Genomic DNA, 20,471 nt, shown 5'->3' on the forward strand with positions numbered 1-20,471 from the left:
TCCAGACGAACACGGCCCTTGCCATCCGGCACCATGTTGCTCAGGTCGCCTTTACGCAGACCCATCTCTTCCATGACCTTGCCCTGAGCTTCTTCAGGGATGTCGATGGTCACGTTTTCGAACGGTTCTTGTTTAACGCCGTTCACTTCACGAATGATTACTTCAGGACGGCCCAGGGCCAGCTCGAAGCCTTCGCGACGCATGGTTTCGATCAGTACCGAGAGGTGCAGCTCACCACGGCCGGAAACCTTGAACTTGTCAGCGGTGTCGCCTTCTTCAACGCGCAGGGCAACGTTGTACAGCAGCTCTTTGTCCAGACGGTCCTTGATGTTACGGGACGTCACGAACTTGCCTTCTTTACCGCAGAATGGCGAGTCGTTTACCTGGAAGGTCATCGAAACGGTTGGCTCGTCAACGGTCAGAGGCTTCATCGCCTCGACAGTGTCCGGGTGGCACAGGGTGTCGGAGATGAACAGCGAGTCCATACCGCTGATGCAAACGATATCGCCTGCTGCAGCTTCTTCAACGTCGATGCGGTGCAGACCGTGGTGACCCATCAGTTTCAGGATACGGCCGTTACGGCGCTTGCCGTCGGCACCGATCGCCACAACCGGAGTGTTCGGCTTGACGCGGCCACGAGCGATACGGCCAACGCCGATAACACCCAGGAAGCTGTTGTAGTCCAGAGCGGAGATCTGCATCTGGAACGCGCCATCACGGTCAACAGCCGGAGGCGGAACGTGGTCGACGACCGCTTGGTACAGCGGAGTCATGTCTTCCGCCATGGCGGTGTGATCCAGACCGGCAATGCCGTTCAGGGCCGAGGCGTAAACAACCTGGAAGTCCAGTTGTTCTTCGGTAGCACCGAGGTTGTCGAACAGGTCGAAGATCTGGTCCAGAACCCAGTCCGGACGCGCGCCTGGACGGTCAACCTTGTTGATCACCACGATTGGACGCAGGCCACAGGCAAACAGCCCCGGGCACTTAGCTCGGTCGATAAACGCGCACATTGGCATGCCCCTCACTGAGCAAATGGTGAGCATGCAGGCGACTCATCACGCCTTTGTCGCAATACAGCAGGTACTGGCGAGTCGGATCCAGCTCCTTGAAACGAGCGTTCACTGCGTAGAACGGCATCGTCTGTACTTCTACGCCAGCGAGTTCCAGCGGCTCATCCTCGGCGGCATCCGGGTGACGGATGTCGATCACGATCTGGCCGGCCAGTGCTTCGCTGACTTCTTCAATCTGTACGTCCTGGCCCAATTCGTCGATCACCCGATCGATCGGCACCAGTTTGGCGTTTTCGAGCGCACGCTCGAGGACTGCCATGTCGAATTCTTTCTCTTCGTGCTCAACGCGACCGCGTTTGGCGGCGGTCTTCGGATTGACCGAAATGACCCCGCAGTATTCCGGCATGTGCCGGGCGAAATCGGCGGTGCCGATCTCGTTGGCCGTGTCGATGATGTCCTGCTTGTGCGCCACGATCAGCGGACGCAGGACCAGTTTGTCGGTCACGCAGTCGATCACCGACAGGTTCGGCAGCGTCTGGCTCGACACCTGGGAGATCGCCTCGCCGGTGACCAGTGCCTCGATCTGCAGACGGTCGGCGATGTTGGAAGCCGCGCGCAACATCATACGCTTCAATACGACGCCCATATGACTGTTATCGACTTTGCCGAGAATTTCGCCCAACACTTCTTCGAACGGAACACTGACAAATAGCACGCGTTGCGAGCTGCCGTACTTCTTCCAGATGAAATGCGCGACTTCCATCACGCCCAATTCGTGGGCACGACCGCCCAGATTGAAGAAGCAGAAGTGCGTCATCAGGCCGCGACGAATGATCTGGTAGGCCGCAACGGTCGAGTCAAAGCCGCCGGACATCAATACCAGCGTCTGCTCCAGGGCGCCGAGCGGGTAGCCGCCGATGCCGTTGTGCTGGCTATGAATGACGAACAACCGTTTGTCGCGAACTTCGATACGGACTTCGATTTCCGGCGCTTTCAGGTCGATACCGGCGGCACCGCACTCACGGCGCAGCTTGCTGCCGACGTATTTTTCGACGTCCATCGAGCTGAACGTGTGCTTGCCGGCACGCTTGCAGCGCACCGAAAAAATCTTCCCGGCCAGTGCATCGCCGTAGTGCTGTTTGCACTTCTCGGTGATGTCGTCGAAGTCACCCAGCGGGTACTCGTCGATCTGCAGGAAGTGCGCGATGCCCGGCATGCAGGTCAGGCGCTCGCCCATCTCTTTCAAGGCTTTGGCGTCGGTTACGCGGGTTTCCAGCTCGAGATTGTCCCACACACCGTTCACCACCACGGCCGGGTCCAGGTCGCGGAGCACGGTGCGGATGTTCTTGGCCAACTGGCGGATGAATTTCGTCCGGACAGGTCGGCTTTTGATGGTGATCTCGGGGAAGACTTTTACGATTAGTTTCATGAAAACAGCGCGCGAACGGCCAGCCGAAAAAGGGGGGCGCGGATTATAGCGGAAATTGCTCAAGGTTTAACCAGTTAATGTGCAGAAGGTTTTGCATGCACCAAAACGGGTCATTTTCGATTTATAACGCTACATTAGAGGGCGAGATTTTCCGCTTTCAGACGCGTAGCACCTTAATAAGCGTGAATTTGGGGCAAAAAACCCATGCTGGGGCACTGGCATGCAATTTGCTCCCTTGTGAGGCAGGTTGCCTTGGCAGAGTATTCGCGCCGGCATCAACCAAATTCAAGGGCATCCACTACCAAGCCCGAAGCCACCCGGAGGACATATGTCGAAGACGGTTCAACTCATCAAAGATCATGACGTCAAGTGGATTGATCTGCGCTTCACGGACACCAAAGGTACTCAGCACCACGTGACCATGCCGGCTCGCGATGCTTTGGACGACGACTTCTTCGAAGTCGGCAAAATGTTCGACGGCTCCTCCATCGCTGGCTGGAAAGGCATCGAAGCCTCCGACATGATCCTGATGCCGGTTGACGAAACTGCCGTTCTCGACCCGTTCACCGAAGACGCCACCCTGATCCTGGTGTGCGACATCATCGAACCTTCGAGCATGCAAGGCTACGACCGCGACCCACGTGCGATCGCCAAGCGCGCCGAAGAACACCTGAAAGCCACCGGTATCGGTGACACTGTGTTCGCCGGTCCAGAGCCAGAATTCTTCATCTTCGACTCGGTGAAATTCAAGTCGGACATCTCCGGCTCGATGTTCAAGATCTACTCCGAGCAAGGTTCGTGGATGTCCGACCAGGACATCGAAGGCGGCAACAAGGGTCACCGTCCAGGCGTCAAAGGCGGCTACTTCCCGGTTCCACCATTCGACCACGACCACGAAATCCGTACCTCCATGTGCAACGCACTGGAAGAAATGGGCCTGACCGTCGAAGTTCACCACCACGAAGTGGCGACTGCCGGCCAGAACGAAATCGGCGTCAAGTTCAACACCCTGGTGAAGAAAGCCGACGAAACCCAAACCCTGAAGTACGTTGTGCACAACGTTGCTGACGCTTACGGCCGCACCGCGACCTTCATGCCGAAGCCACTGTACGGCGACAACGGTTCGGGCATGCACGTTCACATGTCGATCTGGAAAGACGGCAAGAACACCTTCGCTGGTGAAGGCTATGCCGGCCTGTCCGATACCGCTCTGTACTTCATCGGCGGCATCATCAAGCACGGTAAGGCCCTGAACGGCTTCACCAACCCGGCGACCAACTCGTACAAGCGTCTGGTACCAGGCTTCGAAGCTCCAGTGATGCTGGCCTACTCGGCTCGCAACCGTTCCGCTTCGATCCGTATTCCTTACGTGTCGAGCCCGAAAGCCCGCCGTATTGAAGCGCGCTTCCCGGATCCGGCTGCCAACCCGTACCTGGCCTTCGCAGCACTGCTGATGGCTGGTCTGGACGGTATCCAGAACAAGATCCACCCAGGCGACGCTGCTGACAAAAACCTGTACGACCTGCCGCCGGAAGAGGCGAAAGAGATCCCACAAGTTTGCGGCAGCCTGAAAGAAGCCCTGGAAGAGCTGGACAAGGGCCGCGCGTTCCTGACCAAGGGCGGCGTATTCTCCGACGACTTCATCGACGCTTACATCGCGCTGAAATCGGAAGAAGAAATCAAGGTACGCACCTTCGTACACCCACTGGAATATGAGCTGTACTACAGCTGCTGATCCGGTAGAGCTGCGCTACGCGGCGTGACAAAAAGAGGCCTCCTTCGGGAGGCCTTTTTTATTGCCCGGATTATGGCCGACCGAGATCCCCTGTAGGAGTGAGCCCGCTCGCGATAGCGGTGGATCATTGAAGGCAATACTGACTGACACGACGCCATCGCGAGCAGGCTCACTCCGACAGGGGAATTGTGGTGTCTGAATGATCACTGGATGTGTGCAGGGTTGGGCCAACCGCCGCACCTGTCCTATGCTGCACCCCATCGCTTTCAATCCCGGTCGATTTCATGGGTCGCACCTTTCTCTACATTCTGCTGCTGATCGCCCTGCCCGCCGCCGCGCAGATCTACAAGTACACCGATGCCAATGGCAACACGGTCTACAGCGATCATTCGCCGGAGGGCGTACAGGCACAACCGGTGGAATTGCCGCCGCTCAATCGTGTCGAGCCTCAGGCGCCCAGCGCACCACCTGCGCCCGAAACCGACAACCGTGAACCTGCGCGCAACGCCTACGACATTCTTGAACTCGCCGGACTGCCCAGCGAAGAAGCCCTGCGCGCCAATAACGGCACCTTCACCGTCCAAGTGCTGATCAAGCCGCGCCTGCAGCCGCCGCATCAATTAAGACTGGTTCTGGATGACGAACCCTACGGTCAGCCGAGCAACGTGCCGATCCTGCAACTGGTGAACGTTGATCGTGGTGAACATCGTCTAGCGGTGCAGGTGATCGACGGGCAGACGATCATCCAGCAGAGTCCGCCAGTGGCCCTCAGCGTGCAGCGGGTACACAAGCCATGATCCGCGCGTGGCTGTTCATCCTGTCGGCGCTGATGTCGCTGCAAGCTTCAGCCGAGGTCTTCACCTATACCGATGCGCAGGGCAATCGCGTCTACACCGATCAGCCGCGCAGCAACGCCAAGCGCGCTCCCATAGCGACCAGCAATCGCATGTCGGCCAATCCCAGCGCCGCTGCGCCGATCTCCACGGCGAAAAAATCCCCGGAACAACCGCCCTTCCACTACGACATGCTGCGCATTCTGGTGCCTGAACCCGATGCAACCATTCGCAGCAGCGCCGGCGAAATCATCGTCAGCGTTACCAGCGAACCCGGCCTGCAACGCGGCCACCGTTATCGCCTGTTGCTGGATGGCCAAGCCACCGGCGAACCCGGCCTCAGTCCTGTGTTTCCGCTGACCAATATCGATCGTGGCAGCCACAACCTTTCCGTGGAAATCCTTGACACCGAAGGCCGTACCGTCGAACGCACGGCCAACCAGCCCTTCCATATGCTGCGCATCTCGCTTGCGCAGAAGCGTCAGGTCAAACCCTGCACCAAGGACGATTACGGCGTACGCCCGGAATGCCCACTGAAAGACAAACCGCCTGAGCCGAAAAACCCCTTCCTGCGTTTCTTCTAACGCCGTTCAGCTTTGCGCACTATATTGGTGCAATAGGCTGCACCGTACTCATATTCCAACCCATTTTGGTTCGAAACTTCCCGTTCGCGCTGGCCGAATGCCACGCAAACGAGCGTCAAACGCCCGTTTCAGGCGTCGAACGCTTCTTTTCAGAGCCTTGGTTTGGTTTTTGCATTTTCCCGATACCGACGCTTGCTTGTTGCGCACGCTCCGCCCCCAAAAGAGGCTCCGATGACCATTAGCGACGCAATCCACCGTTTGCTGCTCGACAATCTGACCACCGCCACCATTCTGCTCGACGCCGAATTGCGCCTTGAGTACATGAACCCGGCGGCGGAGATGCTGCTCGCCATCAGCGGGCAGCGTAGCCATGGGCAGTTCATCAGCGAGCTGTTCACCGAATCCACCGAGGCGCTGAATTCCCTGCGCCAGGCGGTAGAACAGGCGCATCCGTTTACCAAGCGCGAAGCGATGCTCACCGCCCTCACCGGCCAGACCTTGACCGTGGATTACGCGGTGACGCCAATCCTCAGCAATGGCGCGACCATGCTCCTGCTTGAGGTTCATCCGCGTGACCGCTTGCTGCGGATCACCAAGGAAGAGGCGCAGCTGTCCAAGCAGGAAACCAGCAAAATGCTGGTGCGCGGCCTCGCCCACGAGATCAAGAATCCACTGGGCGGCATCCGCGGCGCTGCGCAATTGCTGGCCCGCGAGCTTCCGGAAGACAGCCTGCGCGATTACACCAACGTGATCATTGAAGAGGCCGACCGCCTGCGCAATCTGGTCGACCGCATGCTCGGTTCGAACAAACTGCCGTCGCTGGCGATGTGCAACGTCCACGAAGTGCTCGAGCGCGTCTGCCAACTGGTCGAAGCCGAAAGTCAGGGCTGCATCACCTTGGTGCGCGATTACGACCCGAGCATTCCCGACGTCTTGATCGACCGCGAACAAATGATTCAGGCGGTGTTGAACATCGTGCGCAACGCGATGCAGGCGATCAGCAGCCAGAACGAGCTGCGTCTGGGCCGCATCAGCCTGCGCACCCGGACCATGCGCCAGTTCACCATCGGCCACGTCCGCCATCGTCTGGTGACCAAGATCGAGATCATCGACAACGGCCCGGGGATCCCGGCGGAACTTCAGGAAACCATTTTCTTTCCCATGGTCAGCGGACGCCCGGACGGTACCGGGCTCGGTCTGGCCATTACCCAGAACATCATCAGCCAGCACCAGGGTCTGATCGAGTGTGACAGCCATCCAGGCCACACCACCTTCTCGATCTTTCTGCCACTGGAACAAGGAGCCACATCGACATGAGCCGTAGTGAAACCGTGTGGATCGTCGATGACGACCGTTCTATCCGTTGGGTTCTGGAAAAGGCCTTGCAGCAGGAAGGTATGACCACCCAGAGCTTCGACAGCGCTGATGGCGTGATGAGTCGCCTGGCCCGTCAGCAGCCTGACGTGATCATTTCCGATATCCGCATGCCGGGTGCCAGTGGTCTGGACCTTCTGGCGCGGATTCGCGAGCAGCATCCAAGGTTGCCGGTCATCATCATGACCGCTCACTCCGATCTGGACAGCGCTGTCGCCTCGTATCAGGGCGGTGCGTTCGAGTATTTGCCGAAGCCGTTCGACGTTGATGAAGCGGTGTCGCTGGTCAAGCGCGCCAATCAGCACGCGCAAGAACAGCAAGGCCTGGAAGTCGTACCGGCCCTGACCCGCACCCCGGAAATCATCGGCGAAGCGCCGGCGATGCAGGAAGTGTTTCGCGCCATCGGCCGCTTGAGCCACTCCAACATCACCGTGCTGATCAACGGCGAATCCGGTACCGGTAAAGAGCTGGTTGCCCACGCCCTGCACCGCCACAGCCCGCGCGCGGCTTCGCCGTTCATCGCGCTGAACATGGCGGCGATTCCCAAGGACCTGATGGAATCCGAGCTGTTCGGCCATGAGAAAGGTGCGTTCACCGGCGCGGCCAACCTGCGTCGTGGCCGCTTCGAACAGGCTGATGGCGGCACGCTGTTTCTCGATGAAATCGGCGACATGCCGGCGGATACGCAAACCCGTTTGCTGCGGGTTCTGGCCGACGGCGAGTTCTATCGCGTTGGCGGGCATGTGCCGGTCAAGGTCGACGTGCGCATCATCGCCGCGACGCACCAGAATCTGGAAACCCTGGTGCACGCCGGCAAATTCCGTGAGGACTTGTTCCACCGCCTCAACGTGATCCGCATCCACATCCCGCGCCTGTCGGATCGTCGTGAAGATATCCCGACCCTGGCCAAGCACTTCCTCAGCCGCGCCGCGCAGGAATTGGCGGTGGAGCCGAAGCTGCTGAAAAGCGAGACCGAGGAATACCTGAAGAACCTGCCGTGGGGCGGCAACGTGCGTCAGTTGGAGAACACCTGCCGCTGGATCACCGTAATGGCGTCCGGGCGCGAAGTGCACATCAGCGACCTGCCACCGGAACTGCTCAACCTGCCGCAAGATTCGGCACCGGTGACCAACTGGGAACAGGCGCTGCGCCAGTGGGCCGACCAGGCCTTGGCGCGTGGTCAGTCGAGTTTGCTCGACAGCGCGGTGCCGGCGTTTGAGCGGATCATGATCGAGACGGCGCTGAAGCACACGGCCGGGCGTCGGCGTGATGCGGCGGTGTTGCTGGGCTGGGGGCGGAATACCCTGACGCGCAAGATCAAGGAATTGGGGATGAAGGTTGATGGTGGGGATGATGATGAGGGGGATGAGGGTTAAGCCCCCAGTTCTTCGCTGAACGTCAGATCCAATCGCGAGCAGGCTCACTCCTACAGTTGGAATGCGTTCCACTGTAGGAGTGAGCCTCCTCGCGATGTTTTTAAGGCCACTGTGCACCGCATGAATGCACGATGACCCGTGATCGGGCACTGCGAGTTTCTCCAAATACCGCCTCAAAACATTAAAAGCTCACCCTGCAACAAACACGAAAGCCCCGAATCCAGGGGCCTTCGCGTTTCTCATCAGCTTTTTTGTTTCAAAAAAATAAAACCTGGCACGCCCCCTGCAATACCTCTCACAGGTGATTCGTTTCACCACCCGTTTCGGGGACCTTGGTACAGGCAGGCCGGGGATTCCCCTCTTTACACCGGGCGCAGATCGCCACGCGATGCGTCCACCCTTTTGGGATCCTTGGTACAGGCAGGCCGGGGGTTCCCTCTTTACACCGGACCGACGCGATACGCGAAGTCCACCCCGTTTTGGGAACCCTGATACAGGCAGGTCAGGGACTCCCGCTTTTATTGTTCACGGAGATGGATCTCCAGCCGCCAGCGGTCATCGACTTTGCTGCCGGCCCAGTCTCCTTGCAGCGGTCGCGCTGCAAGCACCGTCAGCAACAACCCCCCATCACTCGCTCGCGTACGCCAGTTCACGTCTTTGCCGTTGAGCTTGAGCTGGCCCTTTTGCGCCGATCCCTGGGCCTGAAACAGCAGCGCCACGGTGCCGTCAATAATTTCGCCGTGCAGCTTGGGTTCGTTGTTGAACCACACCACCAGCCCTTGATCCGTCACCTCGACTTGTTGCAGCACGGTCGGATCCGGTGTGGTCAGGCGGCCGATCATCAAGCCGATCATCAAGCCGACAATCGCCAGCGAACCGATGACTCGCGGCAATAGTTTCGAACGGTTGTCCACAGGCGGCGTAGAATGCCGCTCATCTTTACCTTCGGAGCCGTGCATGTTTCACGTCATCCTTTTTCAACCAGAAATTCCGCCGAATACCGGCAACGTTATCAGGCTGTGCGCCAACAGCGGCTGCCACCTGCATTTGATCGAACCGCTGGGCTTCGAGATGGACGACAAGCGCTTGCGCCGTGCCGGTCTCGACTACCACGAATATGCCACGCTGCAACGTCACGCCGACTTGGCCAGTTGCCTGGAGAGCATCGGTAATCCTCGGGTGTTTGCGTTCACCACCAAGGGCTCGCGACCGTTTCATGATGCCGCGTTCGTCCCGGGCGATGCGTTCATCTTCGGCCCGGAAAGTCGTGGCCTGCCGCCAGAAGTGCTCGATGCCCTGCCGGCGGAACAGCGCCTGCGTTTGCCGATGCGCGAAGGCTGTCGCAGCCTGAACCTGTCCAACACCGTTGCGGTCGCCGTGTACGAAGCCTGGCGCCAGAACGACTTCAAGTAACACCGCAAAACAAATGTGGGAGCGAGCCTGCTCGCGAATATGGAGTGTCAGGCAACATTGATGTGTCTGACAGACCGCTTTCGCGAGCAGGCTCGCTCCCACATGGGGTGTTGCTAAACCGTCTTACTGAACGGTTGGCGTCTCACCGCTTTCCTGCATGCGCTGCAGCTCTTGCGCGTACAGGGCGTCGAAGTTCACCGGAGCCAGCATCAGCGCCGGGAACGAACCACGGGTCACCAGGCTGTCCAGGGTTTCTCGCGCGTACGGGAACAGGATGTTCGGGCAGAACGCACCCAGGGTGTGGCTCATCGAAGCCGCATCGAGGTTCTTGATCAGGAAGATACCGGCCTGCTGCACTTCAGCGATGAAGGCCACTTCTTCACCGTTTTTCACGGTAACGGACAGGGTCAGCACCACTTCGTAGAAATCGCCTTCCAGCGCTTTCTGACGAGTGTTCAGATCCAGCGCGACTGCCGGATCCCACTGCTGGCGGAAGATCGCCGGGCTTTTCGGGGCTTCGAAGGACAGGTCGCGTACGTAGATGCGCTGCAAGGAGAATTGCGGTGCGGTTTCTTCTTCGCTGGCTGCAGTGTTCTGTTGGTCAGTCATCTCAGATCCTTTCTGATCTCGGGTCTTTAAGGGATTGCTGTACGTGGGTGCAGCCGTTCAGGCCTTGAGCAGCGCGTCGAGCTTGCCGGCGCGCTCCAGGGCATACAAATCGTCACAACCGCCGATGTGCTTGCTGCCGATCCAGATCTGCGGCACGGACGTGCGTCCGGCTTTCTGGGTCATTTCGGCGCGCACCTGCGGCTTGCCATCGACCTTGATCTCTTTGAAGGCCACGCCTTTGTTCTCGAGCAGGTACTTGGCTCGCGAGCAATAAGGGCAGTAATCGCTGGAGTAGACGATGACTTCGCTCATATCACTTCACCAGCGGCAGGTTGTCGCCTTTCCAGCTGGAGATCCCGCCGGACAGCTTGGCGGCGGTGAAGCCGGATTTCATCAGTTCGCGGGCGTGGGTGCCGGCGGTCTGGCCCAGGGCGTCGACCAGAATGATGGTCTTGGCCTTGTGTTTTTCCAGCTCGGCGGTGCGCGCAGCCAGTTTGTCCTGGGGAATGTTCACCGCGCCAACGATGTGGCCAGCAGCGAAATCCTTGGCCGGACGGATGTCCACCACCACGCCTGCATCTTTGTTGACCAACGCGGTCAGCTCGCCTGTGCTCAGGCTTTTACCGCCGCCCTGCATCGTGTGCGCCAGCAGCAGAGCCAGCAGTACGACGAAGATACCGACAAGAATGTAGTGGTTAGTGGCAAATTCAATCAGGTGAGCAACCATCGAAGGAGGTTCCAGGGCGTTAAAATGTCGGCCAGTATACACAGCCACTATGGTCGGCCAAACCCCGTCCGGCGGTGACGCGGTCGGAACTTAGCTTTAAACTCCAACTCCCTTTTCCATCGCCCTCTTCTTTATTAGCCACGAGTGGATTCCATGACGACTACGCCTAAACCTTTGGTCCTGATGATTCTCGACGGCTTCGGTCACAGCGACAGCCCCGAATCCAATGCCGTTTTTGCGGCGAAGAAGCCTGTTCTCGATCGCCTCTGGGCCAGCGTGCCGAACGGCTTGATCTCGGGCAGCGGCATGGACGTCGGCCTGCCGGACGGCCAGATGGGCAACTCCGAAGTCGGTCACATGAACCTCGGCGCCGGCCGCGTGGTGTATCAGGACTTCACGCGCGTGACCAAGTCGATCCGCGACGGCGAATTTTTCGAAAACCCGACCATCTGCGCTGCCGTGGATAAAGCCGTGGCTGCCGGCAAAGCCGTGCACTTCATGGGCCTGCTCTCCGATGGCGGCGTGCACAGCCACCAGGATCACCTGATCGCCATGGCCGAACTGGCGTTCAAGCGTGGCGCCGAAAAAATCTACCTGCACGCCTTCCTCGATGGCCGCGACACCCCACCGAAAAGCGCTGCGTCGTCGATCGAGCTTCTCGACGCGACTTTCCAGGCACTCGGCAAGGGCCGTATCGCCAGCATCATCGGCCGTTACTTCGCCATGGACCGTGACAACCGCTGGGATCGCGTCGCTCAGGCGTACAACCTGATCGTCGACGGCAAAAGCGAATTCAACGCCGCCACCGCGCAGGAAGGTCTCGACGCGGCTTACGCTCGCGGCGAGAGCGACGAATTCGTCAAAGCCACGACCATCGGTGAGCCGGTGAAAGTTGAAGACGGCGATGCTGTGGTGTTCATGAACTTCCGCGCCGACCGCGCACGCGAGCTGACTCGCGTGTTCGTCGAAGACGATTTCAAGGACTTCGAACGCGCACGCCAGCCGAAACTGGCCGGTTTCGTCATGCTGACCCAATACGCCGCAAGCATTCCAGCGCCGTCGGCATTCGCCGCGGGCAGCCTGGAAAACGTTCTCGGCGACTATCTGGCGAAGAACGGCAAAACCCAGCTGCGCATCGCTGAAACCGAGAAATACGCCCACGTGACCTTCTTTTTCTCCGGCGGCCGTGAAGAGCCGTTCCCGGGCGAAGAGCGCATCCTGATCCCTTCGCCGAAAGTCGCTACCTACGACTTGCAGCCGGAAATGAGCGCGCCTGAGGTAACCGACCGCATCGTCGAGGCTATCGAAAACCAGCGTTACGACGTGATCGTGGTCAACTACGCCAACGGTGACATGGTTGGCCACAGCGGCGTGTTCGACGCGGCGGTGAAAGCCGTTGAGTGCCTCGACACCTGCGTCGGTCGCATTGTTGACGCACTGGAAAAGGTTGGCGGTGAAGCGCTGATTACCGCTGACCACGGCAACGTCGAGCAAATGGCCGATGAATCCACCGGGCAAGCGCACACCGCGCACACCACCGAGCCGGTGCCGTTCATTTATGTCGGCAAGCGCGACCTGAAAGTGCGTGAAGGCGGCGTGCTGGCGGACGTGGCACCGACCATGCTGAAGCTGCTGGGTCTGGAAAAACCGGCGGAAATGACCGGCACCTCTATCCTGGTCTGAGCGCAATCGCCGAAACACCGCAAAACCCTGTAGGAGTGAGCCTGCTCGCGATAGCCATCTGACAGTCAACTACTCTGTTGAACGTGAGCAAGCCATCGTGAGCAGGCTCACTCCTACATAGGTTTGTGGTGTTTTTCAGGCCAGTTATCACACAGCCCCAATTGGGCGTTTTTTTTGCAGCCTCGGGCGGGCATACTAGGCCGTCCCTTACCCTGGTGCCGCCCGCCTCTATGCTCCGCGTCCTGATCGCCCTCGCTCTGACCTGCCTGCTCCAACCGGCCTTCGCTGACGAGCGCGCGCAAACCCAACAGCAGTTGGACGCTACGCGTCAGGATATTGCCGAGCTGAAAAAGCTGTTGAGCAAAGTCCAGGAAGAAAAATCCGGCGTACAGAAACAGCTCAAGGGCACTGAAACCGAGCTGGGCAAGCTGCAGAAGCAGGTCGATGCACTGCAGAAAGAACTGCAGAAGAGCGAATCCGAGCTACAGCGACTCGATGCAGAGAAAAAAAAACTCCAGAGCGCGCGCACTGAACAGCAGCGACTGATCGCCATTCAGGCCCGAGCGGCCTATCAGAACGGTCGGCAGGAATACCTCAAGCTGCTGCTCAACCAGCAGAATCCCGAGAAATTCGCCCGCACCCTCACTTATTACGATTACCTGAGCCAGGCTCGCCTGGAGCAGTTGAAGAACTTCAACGAAACCCTGCGCCAATTGGCCAATGTCGAAAAAGACATTGCCGCCCAGCAGGCGCAGTTGCTGGTACAGAAAAGCAACCTCGATACCCAGCGCGACGAGCTGGAGAATGTCCGCAAGGAACGCCAGCAAGTCCTCGCCAAACTCAACGATGATGTGAAAGCCCGCGACCAGAAACTTGCCGCCCGTGAGCAGGATCAGGCAGACCTGTCTAAAGTCCTTAAAACCATTGAGGAAACCCTGGCCCGCCAGGCCCGTGAGGCAGAAGAAGCGCGGCAGAAAGCGCTGATCGCCCAGCAGGAAGCGGAAAAAAAGCGCTTGCGTGAGGCGCAGGCTGAAAACAGCGACGCCCCACGAAAACCCGCCAGATCCACTCCCGGCGCGCTGGTCTCCAGCAGCGGCGAGACCTTCGGTGGCCCTTTTGCTGCAACGCGGGGAAAACTTCCTTGGCCGGTTGATGGTCGACTGCTGGCGCGCTTCGGCGAAAGCCGTGGTGACGACGCCCGCACCAAGTGGGACGGGGTGATGATCAGCGCCTCCGCCGGCAGCCAGGTGCACGCCGTACACGGCGGTCGCGTGGTCTTCGCCGACTGGTTGCGCGGTGCCGGGCTGTTGGTGATCCTTGATCACGGCAACGGTTTTTTGAGTCTTTACGGTCACAACCAGACGCTGCTCAAGTCGGCTGGGGACGTGGTTAAAGCCGGTGAGTCGATCTCCACTGTCGGTAACAGTGGCGGTCAAGACACATCAGCGCTGTATTTCGCAATTCGTCAGCAGGGTCACCCGAGTGATCCGGCGCAATGGTGCCGTGCGCAAGGATAAGCGCACCGCCTAATTCAGGAGTTCGTTCGACATGCTGCATTTGTCCCGCCTTACCTCGCTGGCCCTGACGATCGCCCTGGTGATCGGCGCGCCTCTGGCGTTTGCCGCTCAACCGGCCCCGGCCGTCGCTCCGGCAGGCACTGCCGCGACCTCCAAGGCGCCGTTGCCGCTGGAAGAGTTGCGCACCTTTGCCGAGGTCATGGACCGGATCAAAGCCGCTTACGTCGAGCCGGTGGACGACAAGACCCTGCTGGAAAACGCGATCAAGGGCATGCTCAGCAACCTCGACCCGCACTCGGCCTACCTCGGCCCGGAAGACTTCACCGAGCTGCAGGAAAGTACCAGCGGTGAATTCGGCGGCCTGGGTATCGAAGTCGGCGCCGAAGACGGCTTCATCAAAGTGGTCTCGCCAATCGATGACACCCCGGCGTCGAAGGCCGGCATTCAGGCTGGCGACTTCATCGTCAAGATCAACGGTGCGCCAACACGCGGCCAGACCATGACCGAAGCCGTCGACAAGATGCGCGGCAAGATCGGCCAGAAAATCACCCTGACCCTGGTGCGCGACGGCGGCACGCCGTTCGACGTGACCCTGGCACGCGCCGTGATTCAGGTGAAGAGCGTCAAGGCGCAACTGCTGGAAACCGGCTATGCGTATATCCGCATCACCCAGTTCCAGGTCAAGACCGGCGAAGAAGTTTCCAAAGCCCTGGCCAAGCTGCGCAAGGACAACGGCAAGAAACTCAACGGCATCATCCTCGACCTGCGCAACAACCCGGGTGGCGTGCTGCAGGCAGCGGTAGAAGTGGTTGACCACTTCATCACCAAAGGCCTGATCGTCTACACCAAAGGCCGGATCGCCAACTCCGAGCTGCGTTTCTCGGCCACCGGCAAAGACGAAAGCGAAGCGGTGCCGATGGTGGTGCTGATCAACGGTGGCAGCGCCTCGGCGTCGGAAATCGTCGCCGGTGCCCTGCAGGATCAGAAACGCGCGGTAGTAATGGGTACCACCAGTTTCGGCAAAGGCTCGGTACAAACCGTTCTGCCGCTGAACAACGACCGCGCGCTGAAGATCACCACCGCGCTGTACTTCACGCCGAATGGCCGCTCGATTCAGGCGCAAGGCATCGTCCCGGACATCGAAGTGCGCAAGGCCAAAATCACCAGCGAGGCCGACAGCGATTACTTCAAGGAAGCCGATCTGCAAGGTCACTTGGGCAATGGCAACGGCGGCGCCGACAAACCGACCGGTTCCAGCGCCAAGGCCAAAGCGATGCCGCAGGATGACGATTACCAACTGGCCCAGGCCCTGAGCCTGCTCAAAGGCCTGAGCATCACGTCCGGCCGTTGAGGATGTCTTTGCGTTTCGTCTTCGTTCTGTTGTGCTGTCTGGCGGGTGCTGCTCACGCAGAGCCCGTCAGCCCAAAGCCACACAAAGCCTACCTGACACTGATCATCGATGACCTGGGGCAGAACCTGCCCCGGGATCGCCGTGTGCTGGCTCTGCCCGGCCCGGTGACCACGGCGATCATGCCCGACACCCCGCACGCTACCGAATTTGCCCGCGAAGCGCATCGCGCCGGCAAGATCGTCATCCTGCACATGCCAATGGATCCGGCCACCGGGCCCTACGCCTGGCACCCCGAACTGCCGATCGAAGAGCTGCAAAAACGCCTCGACGCTGCGTTCAAAATGGTCCCCTACACCGCTGGCATCAACAACCACATGGGCAGCCGCATGACTGCGCAACCGGTGGCGATGGCGTGGTTGATGGGCGAATTGCAGCGCCGGCACAAATTCTTCGTCGACAGCCGCACCAGTGCGCAAACCGTTGCGGCGCAGCAGGCGCAGAAGATCGATCTGGCGAGCGTTTCGCGGGATGTTTTTCTCGATGACGAGCGTACCGAGGCGGCGATCTCCACCCAGTTGCAGACGGCGATCAGCCTGGCGCACAAGCAGGGCTCGGCGGTGATGATCGGCCATCCGTATCCGCAGACGTTGGCGGTGCTGGAGCGAGAGTTGCCGAAGCTGAAGGCTCAAGGCATCGAGTGGATCGACATCAAGCAGATGATCAGCGTGCGTAGTAATAGGGCGACGGCTGCACACGGGACAAATGGCATTTACCGTTAACCTGTCTATTAACGAACGAACTTCTTTACAAATCCCCTACACACCCAACAAATAGCAACACCTTAGAAAACCACAAAAACCCAAACTAATTTATTCTCCGCCAGTCTACACTCAGGTAATTAGCCAAGGACTGGCCATGAATTTAAATAACATCTATCCAAGCTTTTTATTACTCGCTGCATTCTCACTTCCTGCTAATTCCAATCCTATTGATTATGGCAGAGGGGTTGAAAACCTTTCACCCTCGCAATACCTGAACAACAAAGATGGCACCTATAACTACTGGACGGGAATCGGCAAGTACGAGAGCCCCGCTCACGGTTTTTGCACCGCTTTCCTAATCGATACAAACAGCTCTCGAGCGTCCGATCCCGCCTATGCACTCACTAGCGCACACTGCGTGGGCAAAGAAAATGGTGTCATGCGAACAGACGACCCCATCGAAGGCACCATTACCTTCAACCATTTCATTGACACACCTGATGCTCACAAGACCTTCCCTCTGAAAAAGGTATCCTGGAGCAGCATTCAGGGTGTCGATCTGGCTCTTTTGGAGCTTGGCGTGTCACAAGCCGAACTCCTGACACAAGGCATCAAGCCCTTGAAACTAGCCCAGCAACCACCGACTGAAGATAGCGACGTTCTGATTGTGCATGGCCCTAACGGAGTTCCATTACGAATTTCTGCCTGCACCCACAGGCCTTCCTCGGCAATTTTCGAGAAGCCTTGGGTTTGGCGACATAGTGTCAGCAACCAATGCAAAGATGCTGCACCCGGAAGCTCGGGCAGCCCTGTAATTTACCGAACGAGCAACGAGGTCTATGCCGTGCTGGGTACGATGGCAAAGCAACTGACACCGCTGCCGGGATACGGCCAGATGCCGAGTGGCAATTACGCTAGTCCAACCTCGGTTTTCAACAGTTGCTTTAGCGATGGAAAACTCAATACCAACCCGGACGCCTGTGAGTTATTCCCGGTAGCATCCTTCAAACTACCTTCCGAACTGGCAACGCATGCAAAAATCATAGTAACCCCAGAGTATCAATACGTTTACCCTACATGGAACTTTGAAGTAACCGCCAGCACCCGTTTTATCCGGACCAAACGCACTTATGACCCACTCGAATGCGAAAACCCGAAAGACTACAGCCAACCGATCAATGCTGGCATCACCCCTGTTCAGTTAAATGTGCCAATGGGACCGAAAACCGGACTTAATAACCTTTGTATTATTGGCACAGACAGTACCAACGAGATATTACCCAAAGGTACTTATCGAAACGCTGTCACTGTCCCCAGCTATCTGATTGCTGCCGGCCCAACCCCCTCCCCAACAGTGGACTTTTCCTTCAATACAGAAATAAACAGAGCAATGATTCTGTGGCCGGAACGGAAGAACGAGGGCATTGACCGGTATGAGGTAAAAGCCGGCCCTGTTGAAACAACCAGCTGTGAAGATTCACAGGGTTATCGCCGTGTGACATCCAATTGGCTACGCCCGGAAAGCAACTTCCCCTTAAAGCTCTGCGTTTACGCCGTCGATACCAACCATCAGCGCTCAGAGTTGAAGGAGTACACCCGCGAATGGGAGGCGCTCAAAAATAACGCCCCTTGATGTGCCCCACCGACCTCGTGTTTCTGTACCAACGGGAGCGCAAGGCTGGCCATGGCAAAGCTGAGCCAGTCGGCGCTGCATACCCTGAGTCGGAGCTACCAACCGCTACAGATAGCGCGACATGATTTCGTCGACAACACCGTCCTTGCGCATCTGATCCAGCGCTGCCTGCAGCTTGGCAACGACGGTGTCAGATACGTCTTTGTTCAGCGCCAGGTAAAGCTCGGCGCTGTTGAAACGCAGTACGGTCTTGAGACCGGTGACTCCATCCTGCCGCGCCAGATAACGCCCGGCAGGATCCCCGGTGGCCCACAGCTCGATCTGGCCGTTGACCAGCTTTTTCGCATTGTCCTGATCACGCAGGACAACCAGCGGCTTCAGGCCTTGCTTGGCCAACGTCTCGGCAATCGCATCGCCCTTGTAGGCGCCGATCTTGTACTTGCGTGCATCGTTGAGGGTTTCGAGAGTGATCTTGCTGTCGGCCCTGGCCAACATGATCCAGTCGTCCGGGCCGATCGGGCCGACCCATTTGAAGAGTTTTTCGCGATCCGGCAGGCGCGCCATCACGAAGGCGCCGTAACCGGGATTCTCCAGTGCGAGTTTGTAGACACGCTCCCAAGGGAATCGCAGGGTCAGGCTGTAAGTGATGCCGGCACGCTGAAACATCTCGCGAACGATATCGGTGGCGATGCCGTTGATGTTTTCGCCCTGGGCGAAATTCTTGCCGTTCTTCGCCATGTTGTACGGCGGGAAGTTTTCGGTGAGGAGCACCAGATCGGTGTCGGGACTGGTTTCGGCGCGGGCCGTGTTGATGAGCAACATCGAGGCGCTGGCGAGAACTAGAAGCAGGCGTTTGATCATGTTGGGCTACCGAAATCCATGGCGTGCCCAAGAGTGCCTTGGGTGCGCCATGGTGTCCACTGGCCTGTATCGATTTTGACGCTTAACGCATCACGATGCCGCGTTTGGCCATATAGGCCTTGGCTTCCTGCACGGTGTATTCGCCAAAGTGGAAAATACTCGCCGCCAATACAGCACTGGCGTGGCCTTCGAGAATGCCGTCAGCCAAGTGTTGCAAGTTGCCAACGCCACCGGAAGCGATCACCGGAATGCCCAGCGCATCACTGATCGCGCGGGTCACGCCGAGGTCGAAGCCGTTTTTCATGCCGTCCTGATCCATGCTGGTCAGCAGGATCTCGCCGGCACCGAGGCTTTCCATTTTCTTCGCCCATTCGACCGCGTCGAGGCCGGTTGGCTTGCGCCCGCCGTGGGTGAAGATTTCCCAGCGCGGGGTTTCGCCCGGGCCGGAAACCTTTTTGGCATCGATGGCGACGACGATGCACTGCGAGCCGAAATGCTGCGCGGCTTCGCCAACGAATTCCGGATTGAACACGGCCGCAGTGTTGATCGACACCTTGTCCGCACCCGCATTCAGCAGATTGCGAATGTCCTGCACGGTACGCACGCCACCGCCGACGGTCAGCGGGATGAACACCTGGCTGGCCATGCGCTCGACGGTATGCAGCGTGGTGTCGCGGCCATCGACGCTGGCGGTGATGTCGAGAAAGGTAATCTCGTCGGCACCCTGCTCGTCATAGCGACGGGCGATTTCCACCGGGTCACCGGCGTCGCGGATGTTTTCGAACTTCACACCTTTGACGACCCGGCCGTTGTCCACGTCCAGGCAAGGGATGATGCGTTTGGCCAGCGCCATGGTCAGTCCTCAGCCTTGGTACGAATCGCAGAAAGCTTGCGCTTCGGCGACGTCGAGGGTGCCTTCGTAGATCGCCCGGCCGGTAATGGCGCCGATGATGCCTGGCGCCTTGGCGTCGAGCAGCGATTTGATGTCACCCAGATTGTGGATGCCGCCGGACGCGATCACCGGGATCTTCGTGGCAGCAGCCAGTGCAGCGGTGAACGGCACGTTGCAGCCCTGCATCATGCCGTCTTTGGCGATGTCGGTATAAACGATCGAGGACACGCCGTCGGCTTCAAACTGCTTGGCCAGGTCGATGACCTGCACGGTGCTGATTTCCGCCCAGCCATCGGTGGCGACGAAACCGTCTTTGGCGTCCAGACCGACGATGATCTTGCCCGGGAACGCGCGGCAGGCTTCAGCGACGAACGCAGGATCTTTCACGGCTTTGGTGCCGATGATCACGTAGCTCACGCCAGCCTTGACGTAGTGCTCGATGGTTTCCAGCGAACGGATGCCGCCACCGATCTGGATCGGCAGGGTCGGGTAGCGCTTGGCGATCGCGGTGACCACTTCGCCGTTGACTGGCTGGCCTTCGAAGGCGCCGTTCAGATCGACCAGATGCAGACGGCGGCAACCGCCCTCCACCCACTTGGCAGCCATGCTCACCGGGTCATCGGAGAACACTGTGGAATCTTCCATGCGGCCCTGGCGCAGACGTACGCAGGCACCGTCTTTAA

19 protein-coding genes and 1 pseudogene are annotated in these 20,471 nt (G+C 58.8%); 11 read left to right on the plus strand and 9 right to left on the minus strand.

What is annotated here, in order from left to right; translation table 11 throughout:
* Window positions 1-971: pseudogene (locus ACIPIZ_RS17915) on the minus strand (EF-Tu/IF-2/RF-3 family GTPase); the annotation flags it as partial.
* A 13-nt stretch (window positions 972-984) separates the two neighbouring features.
* Window positions 985-2,439 (minus strand): tRNA uracil 4-sulfurtransferase ThiI, encoded by a 1,455-nt coding sequence (gene thiI / locus ACIPIZ_RS17920; protein WP_034153004.1) that lies wholly within the window; start codon window positions 2,437-2,439, stop codon window positions 985-987.
* A 328-nt stretch (window positions 2,440-2,767) separates the two neighbouring features.
* Here thiI and glnA point away from each other — a divergent pair, with 328 nt between their 5' ends.
* The 5 genes from glnA to ntrC all read left to right on the plus strand — a co-directional run bounded on the left by glnA (window position 2,768) and on the right by ntrC (window position 8,341).
* On the plus strand, window positions 2,768-4,174 hold the full coding sequence (gene glnA, locus ACIPIZ_RS17925) for a type I glutamate--ammonia ligase (protein ID WP_008080570.1): 1,407 nt from the start codon (window positions 2,768-2,770) through the stop codon (window positions 4,172-4,174).
* Window positions 4,175-4,458: 284 nt separating this feature from the next.
* Window positions 4,459-4,971, plus strand: a complete 513-nt coding sequence (locus ACIPIZ_RS17930; protein WP_105706074.1) for a DUF4124 domain-containing protein — start codon at window positions 4,459-4,461, stop codon at window positions 4,969-4,971.
* Window positions 4,968-5,591: a DUF4124 domain-containing protein gene (locus ACIPIZ_RS17935; RefSeq protein ID WP_401166419.1), complete on the plus strand. Its 624-nt coding sequence runs from the start codon at window positions 4,968-4,970 to the stop codon at window positions 5,589-5,591. The genes ACIPIZ_RS17930 and ACIPIZ_RS17935 overlap by 4 nt, the downstream gene beginning before the upstream one ends.
* Before the next feature lie 231 nt (window positions 5,592-5,822).
* Complete coding sequence (gene glnL, locus ACIPIZ_RS17940) at window positions 5,823-6,908, plus strand: nitrogen regulation protein NR(II) (protein WP_007909240.1); 1,086 nt, start codon at window positions 5,823-5,825, stop codon at window positions 6,906-6,908.
* Window positions 6,905-8,341 (plus strand): nitrogen regulation protein NR(I), encoded by a 1,437-nt coding sequence (gene ntrC, locus ACIPIZ_RS17945; protein WP_007909238.1) that lies wholly within the window; start codon window positions 6,905-6,907, stop codon window positions 8,339-8,341. The genes glnL and ntrC overlap by 4 nt, the downstream gene beginning before the upstream one ends.
* Before the next feature lie 518 nt (window positions 8,342-8,859).
* Here ntrC and ACIPIZ_RS17950 read toward each other — a convergent pair.
* Window positions 8,860-9,300: a hypothetical protein gene (locus tag ACIPIZ_RS17950; RefSeq protein WP_064388913.1), complete on the minus strand. Its 441-nt coding sequence runs from the start codon at window positions 9,298-9,300 to the stop codon at window positions 8,860-8,862.
* Here ACIPIZ_RS17950 and ACIPIZ_RS17955 point away from each other — a divergent pair.
* Window positions 9,299-9,754, plus strand: a complete 456-nt coding sequence (locus tag ACIPIZ_RS17955; RefSeq protein ID WP_064388914.1) for a tRNA (cytidine(34)-2'-O)-methyltransferase — start codon at window positions 9,299-9,301, stop codon at window positions 9,752-9,754. The two genes, ACIPIZ_RS17950 and ACIPIZ_RS17955, sit on opposite strands and share 2 nt — an antisense overlap.
* A 123-nt stretch (window positions 9,755-9,877) precedes the next feature.
* On the opposite strand, the gene secB is transcribed toward ACIPIZ_RS17955, so the two are convergent.
* The 3 genes from secB to ACIPIZ_RS17970 are packed head-to-tail and all read right to left on the minus strand — an operon-like array spanning window position 9,878 to window position 11,090.
* Complete coding sequence (gene secB / locus ACIPIZ_RS17960; RefSeq protein WP_007909233.1) at window positions 9,878-10,363, minus strand: protein-export chaperone SecB; 486 nt, start codon at window positions 10,361-10,363, stop codon at window positions 9,878-9,880.
* A 57-nt stretch (window positions 10,364-10,420) separates the two neighbouring features.
* Window positions 10,421-10,675, minus strand: a complete 255-nt coding sequence (grxC, locus tag ACIPIZ_RS17965; RefSeq protein WP_038359971.1) for a glutaredoxin 3 — start codon at window positions 10,673-10,675, stop codon at window positions 10,421-10,423.
* 1 nt (window position 10,676) lies between these two features.
* The gene (locus tag ACIPIZ_RS17970) at window positions 10,677-11,090 is read right to left on the minus strand and encodes a rhodanese-like domain-containing protein (protein ID WP_064388915.1); all 414 of its coding nucleotides are present in this window, start codon (window positions 11,088-11,090) and stop codon (window positions 10,677-10,679) included.
* Window positions 11,091-11,243: 153 nt separating this feature from the next.
* On the opposite strand from ACIPIZ_RS17970, the gene gpmI reads away from it, so the two are divergent.
* The 5 genes from gpmI to ACIPIZ_RS17995 all read left to right on the plus strand — a co-directional run bounded on the left by gpmI (window position 11,244) and on the right by ACIPIZ_RS17995 (window position 18,035).
* Window positions 11,244-12,773 (plus strand): 2,3-bisphosphoglycerate-independent phosphoglycerate mutase, encoded by a 1,530-nt coding sequence (gene gpmI, locus ACIPIZ_RS17975; protein ID WP_401166424.1) that lies wholly within the window; start codon window positions 11,244-11,246, stop codon window positions 12,771-12,773.
* Between the two features lie 230 nt (window positions 12,774-13,003).
* Window positions 13,004-14,290, plus strand: coding sequence for a murein hydrolase activator EnvC (locus tag ACIPIZ_RS17980; protein ID WP_064388917.1), 1,287 nt, complete (start codon window positions 13,004-13,006; stop codon window positions 14,288-14,290).
* Between the two features lie 31 nt (window positions 14,291-14,321).
* Window positions 14,322-15,641 carry a S41 family peptidase gene (locus tag ACIPIZ_RS17985; RefSeq protein WP_064388918.1) on the plus strand — a complete coding sequence of 440 codons (1,320 nt, stop codon included), beginning with the start codon at window positions 14,322-14,324 and terminating at the stop codon, window positions 15,639-15,641.
* Between the two features lie 2 nt (window positions 15,642-15,643).
* The gene (locus ACIPIZ_RS17990; protein ID WP_064388919.1) at window positions 15,644-16,420 is read left to right on the plus strand and encodes a divergent polysaccharide deacetylase family protein; all 777 of its coding nucleotides are present in this window, start codon (window positions 15,644-15,646) and stop codon (window positions 16,418-16,420) included.
* 136 nt (window positions 16,421-16,556) lie between these two features.
* Complete coding sequence (locus ACIPIZ_RS17995; RefSeq protein ID WP_401166429.1) at window positions 16,557-18,035, plus strand: trypsin-like peptidase domain-containing protein; 1,479 nt, start codon at window positions 16,557-16,559, stop codon at window positions 18,033-18,035.
* A 105-nt stretch (window positions 18,036-18,140) separates the two neighbouring features.
* On the opposite strand, the gene ACIPIZ_RS18000 is transcribed toward ACIPIZ_RS17995, so the two are convergent.
* The 3 genes from ACIPIZ_RS18000 to hisA form a co-directional block, all read right to left on the minus strand.
* Complete coding sequence (locus ACIPIZ_RS18000; protein WP_064388921.1) at window positions 18,141-18,896, minus strand: ABC transporter substrate-binding protein; 756 nt, start codon at window positions 18,894-18,896, stop codon at window positions 18,141-18,143.
* Between the two features lie 82 nt (window positions 18,897-18,978).
* Window positions 18,979-19,749, minus strand: coding sequence for an imidazole glycerol phosphate synthase subunit HisF (gene hisF / locus ACIPIZ_RS18005; protein WP_064388922.1), 771 nt, complete (start codon window positions 19,747-19,749; stop codon window positions 18,979-18,981).
* A 9-nt stretch (window positions 19,750-19,758) separates the two neighbouring features.
* Window positions 19,759-20,471: 1-(5-phosphoribosyl)-5-[(5-phosphoribosylamino)methylideneamino]imidazole-4-carboxamide isomerase (gene hisA / locus ACIPIZ_RS18010; RefSeq protein WP_401166434.1), on the minus strand; the 713-nt coding region annotated here is incomplete at its 5' end.

It is taken from the genome of Pseudomonas sp. NPDC087690 (genome assembly GCF_044743175.1).
Lineage (GTDB): Bacteria > Pseudomonadota > Gammaproteobacteria > Pseudomonadales > Pseudomonadaceae > Aquipseudomonas.

What these genes read in the sequence shown, in the direction of transcription:
- thiI (WP_034153004.1), bottom strand. Translation starts at nt 2,439, where the DNA reads ATGAAACTAATCGTAAAAGTCTTCCCCGAGATCACCATCAAAAGCCGA.
- glnA (WP_008080570.1), top strand. Translation starts at nt 2,768, where the DNA reads ATGTCGAAGACGGTTCAACTCATCAAAGATCATGACGTCAAGTGGATT.
- ACIPIZ_RS17930 (WP_105706074.1), top strand. Translation starts at nt 4,459, where the DNA reads ATGGGTCGCACCTTTCTCTACATTCTGCTGCTGATCGCCCTGCCCGCC.
- ACIPIZ_RS17935 (WP_401166419.1), top strand. Translation starts at nt 4,968, where the DNA reads ATGATCCGCGCGTGGCTGTTCATCCTGTCGGCGCTGATGTCGCTGCAA.
- glnL (WP_007909240.1), top strand. Translation starts at nt 5,823, where the DNA reads ATGACCATTAGCGACGCAATCCACCGTTTGCTGCTCGACAATCTGACC.
- ntrC (WP_007909238.1), top strand. Translation starts at nt 6,905, where the DNA reads ATGAGCCGTAGTGAAACCGTGTGGATCGTCGATGACGACCGTTCTATC.
- ACIPIZ_RS17955 (WP_064388914.1), top strand. Translation starts at nt 9,299, where the DNA reads ATGTTTCACGTCATCCTTTTTCAACCAGAAATTCCGCCGAATACCGGC.
- ACIPIZ_RS17950 (WP_064388913.1), bottom strand. Translation starts at nt 9,300, where the DNA reads ATGCACGGCTCCGAAGGTAAAGATGAGCGGCATTCTACGCCGCCTGTG.
- secB (WP_007909233.1), bottom strand. Translation starts at nt 10,363, where the DNA reads ATGACTGACCAACAGAACACTGCAGCCAGCGAAGAAGAAACCGCACCG.
- grxC (WP_038359971.1), bottom strand. Translation starts at nt 10,675, where the DNA reads ATGAGCGAAGTCATCGTCTACTCCAGCGATTACTGCCCTTATTGCTCG.
- ACIPIZ_RS17970 (WP_064388915.1), bottom strand. Translation starts at nt 11,090, where the DNA reads ATGGTTGCTCACCTGATTGAATTTGCCACTAACCACTACATTCTTGTC.
- gpmI (WP_401166424.1), top strand. Translation starts at nt 11,244, where the DNA reads ATGACGACTACGCCTAAACCTTTGGTCCTGATGATTCTCGACGGCTTC.
- ACIPIZ_RS17980 (WP_064388917.1), top strand. Translation starts at nt 13,004, where the DNA reads ATGCTCCGCGTCCTGATCGCCCTCGCTCTGACCTGCCTGCTCCAACCG.
- ACIPIZ_RS17985 (WP_064388918.1), top strand. Translation starts at nt 14,322, where the DNA reads ATGCTGCATTTGTCCCGCCTTACCTCGCTGGCCCTGACGATCGCCCTG.
- ACIPIZ_RS17990 (WP_064388919.1), top strand. Translation starts at nt 15,644, where the DNA reads ATGTCTTTGCGTTTCGTCTTCGTTCTGTTGTGCTGTCTGGCGGGTGCT.
- ACIPIZ_RS17995 (WP_401166429.1), top strand. Translation starts at nt 16,557, where the DNA reads ATGAATTTAAATAACATCTATCCAAGCTTTTTATTACTCGCTGCATTC.
- ACIPIZ_RS18000 (WP_064388921.1), bottom strand. Translation starts at nt 18,896, where the DNA reads ATGATCAAACGCCTGCTTCTAGTTCTCGCCAGCGCCTCGATGTTGCTC.
- hisF (WP_064388922.1), bottom strand. Translation starts at nt 19,749, where the DNA reads ATGGCGCTGGCCAAACGCATCATCCCTTGCCTGGACGTGGACAACGGC.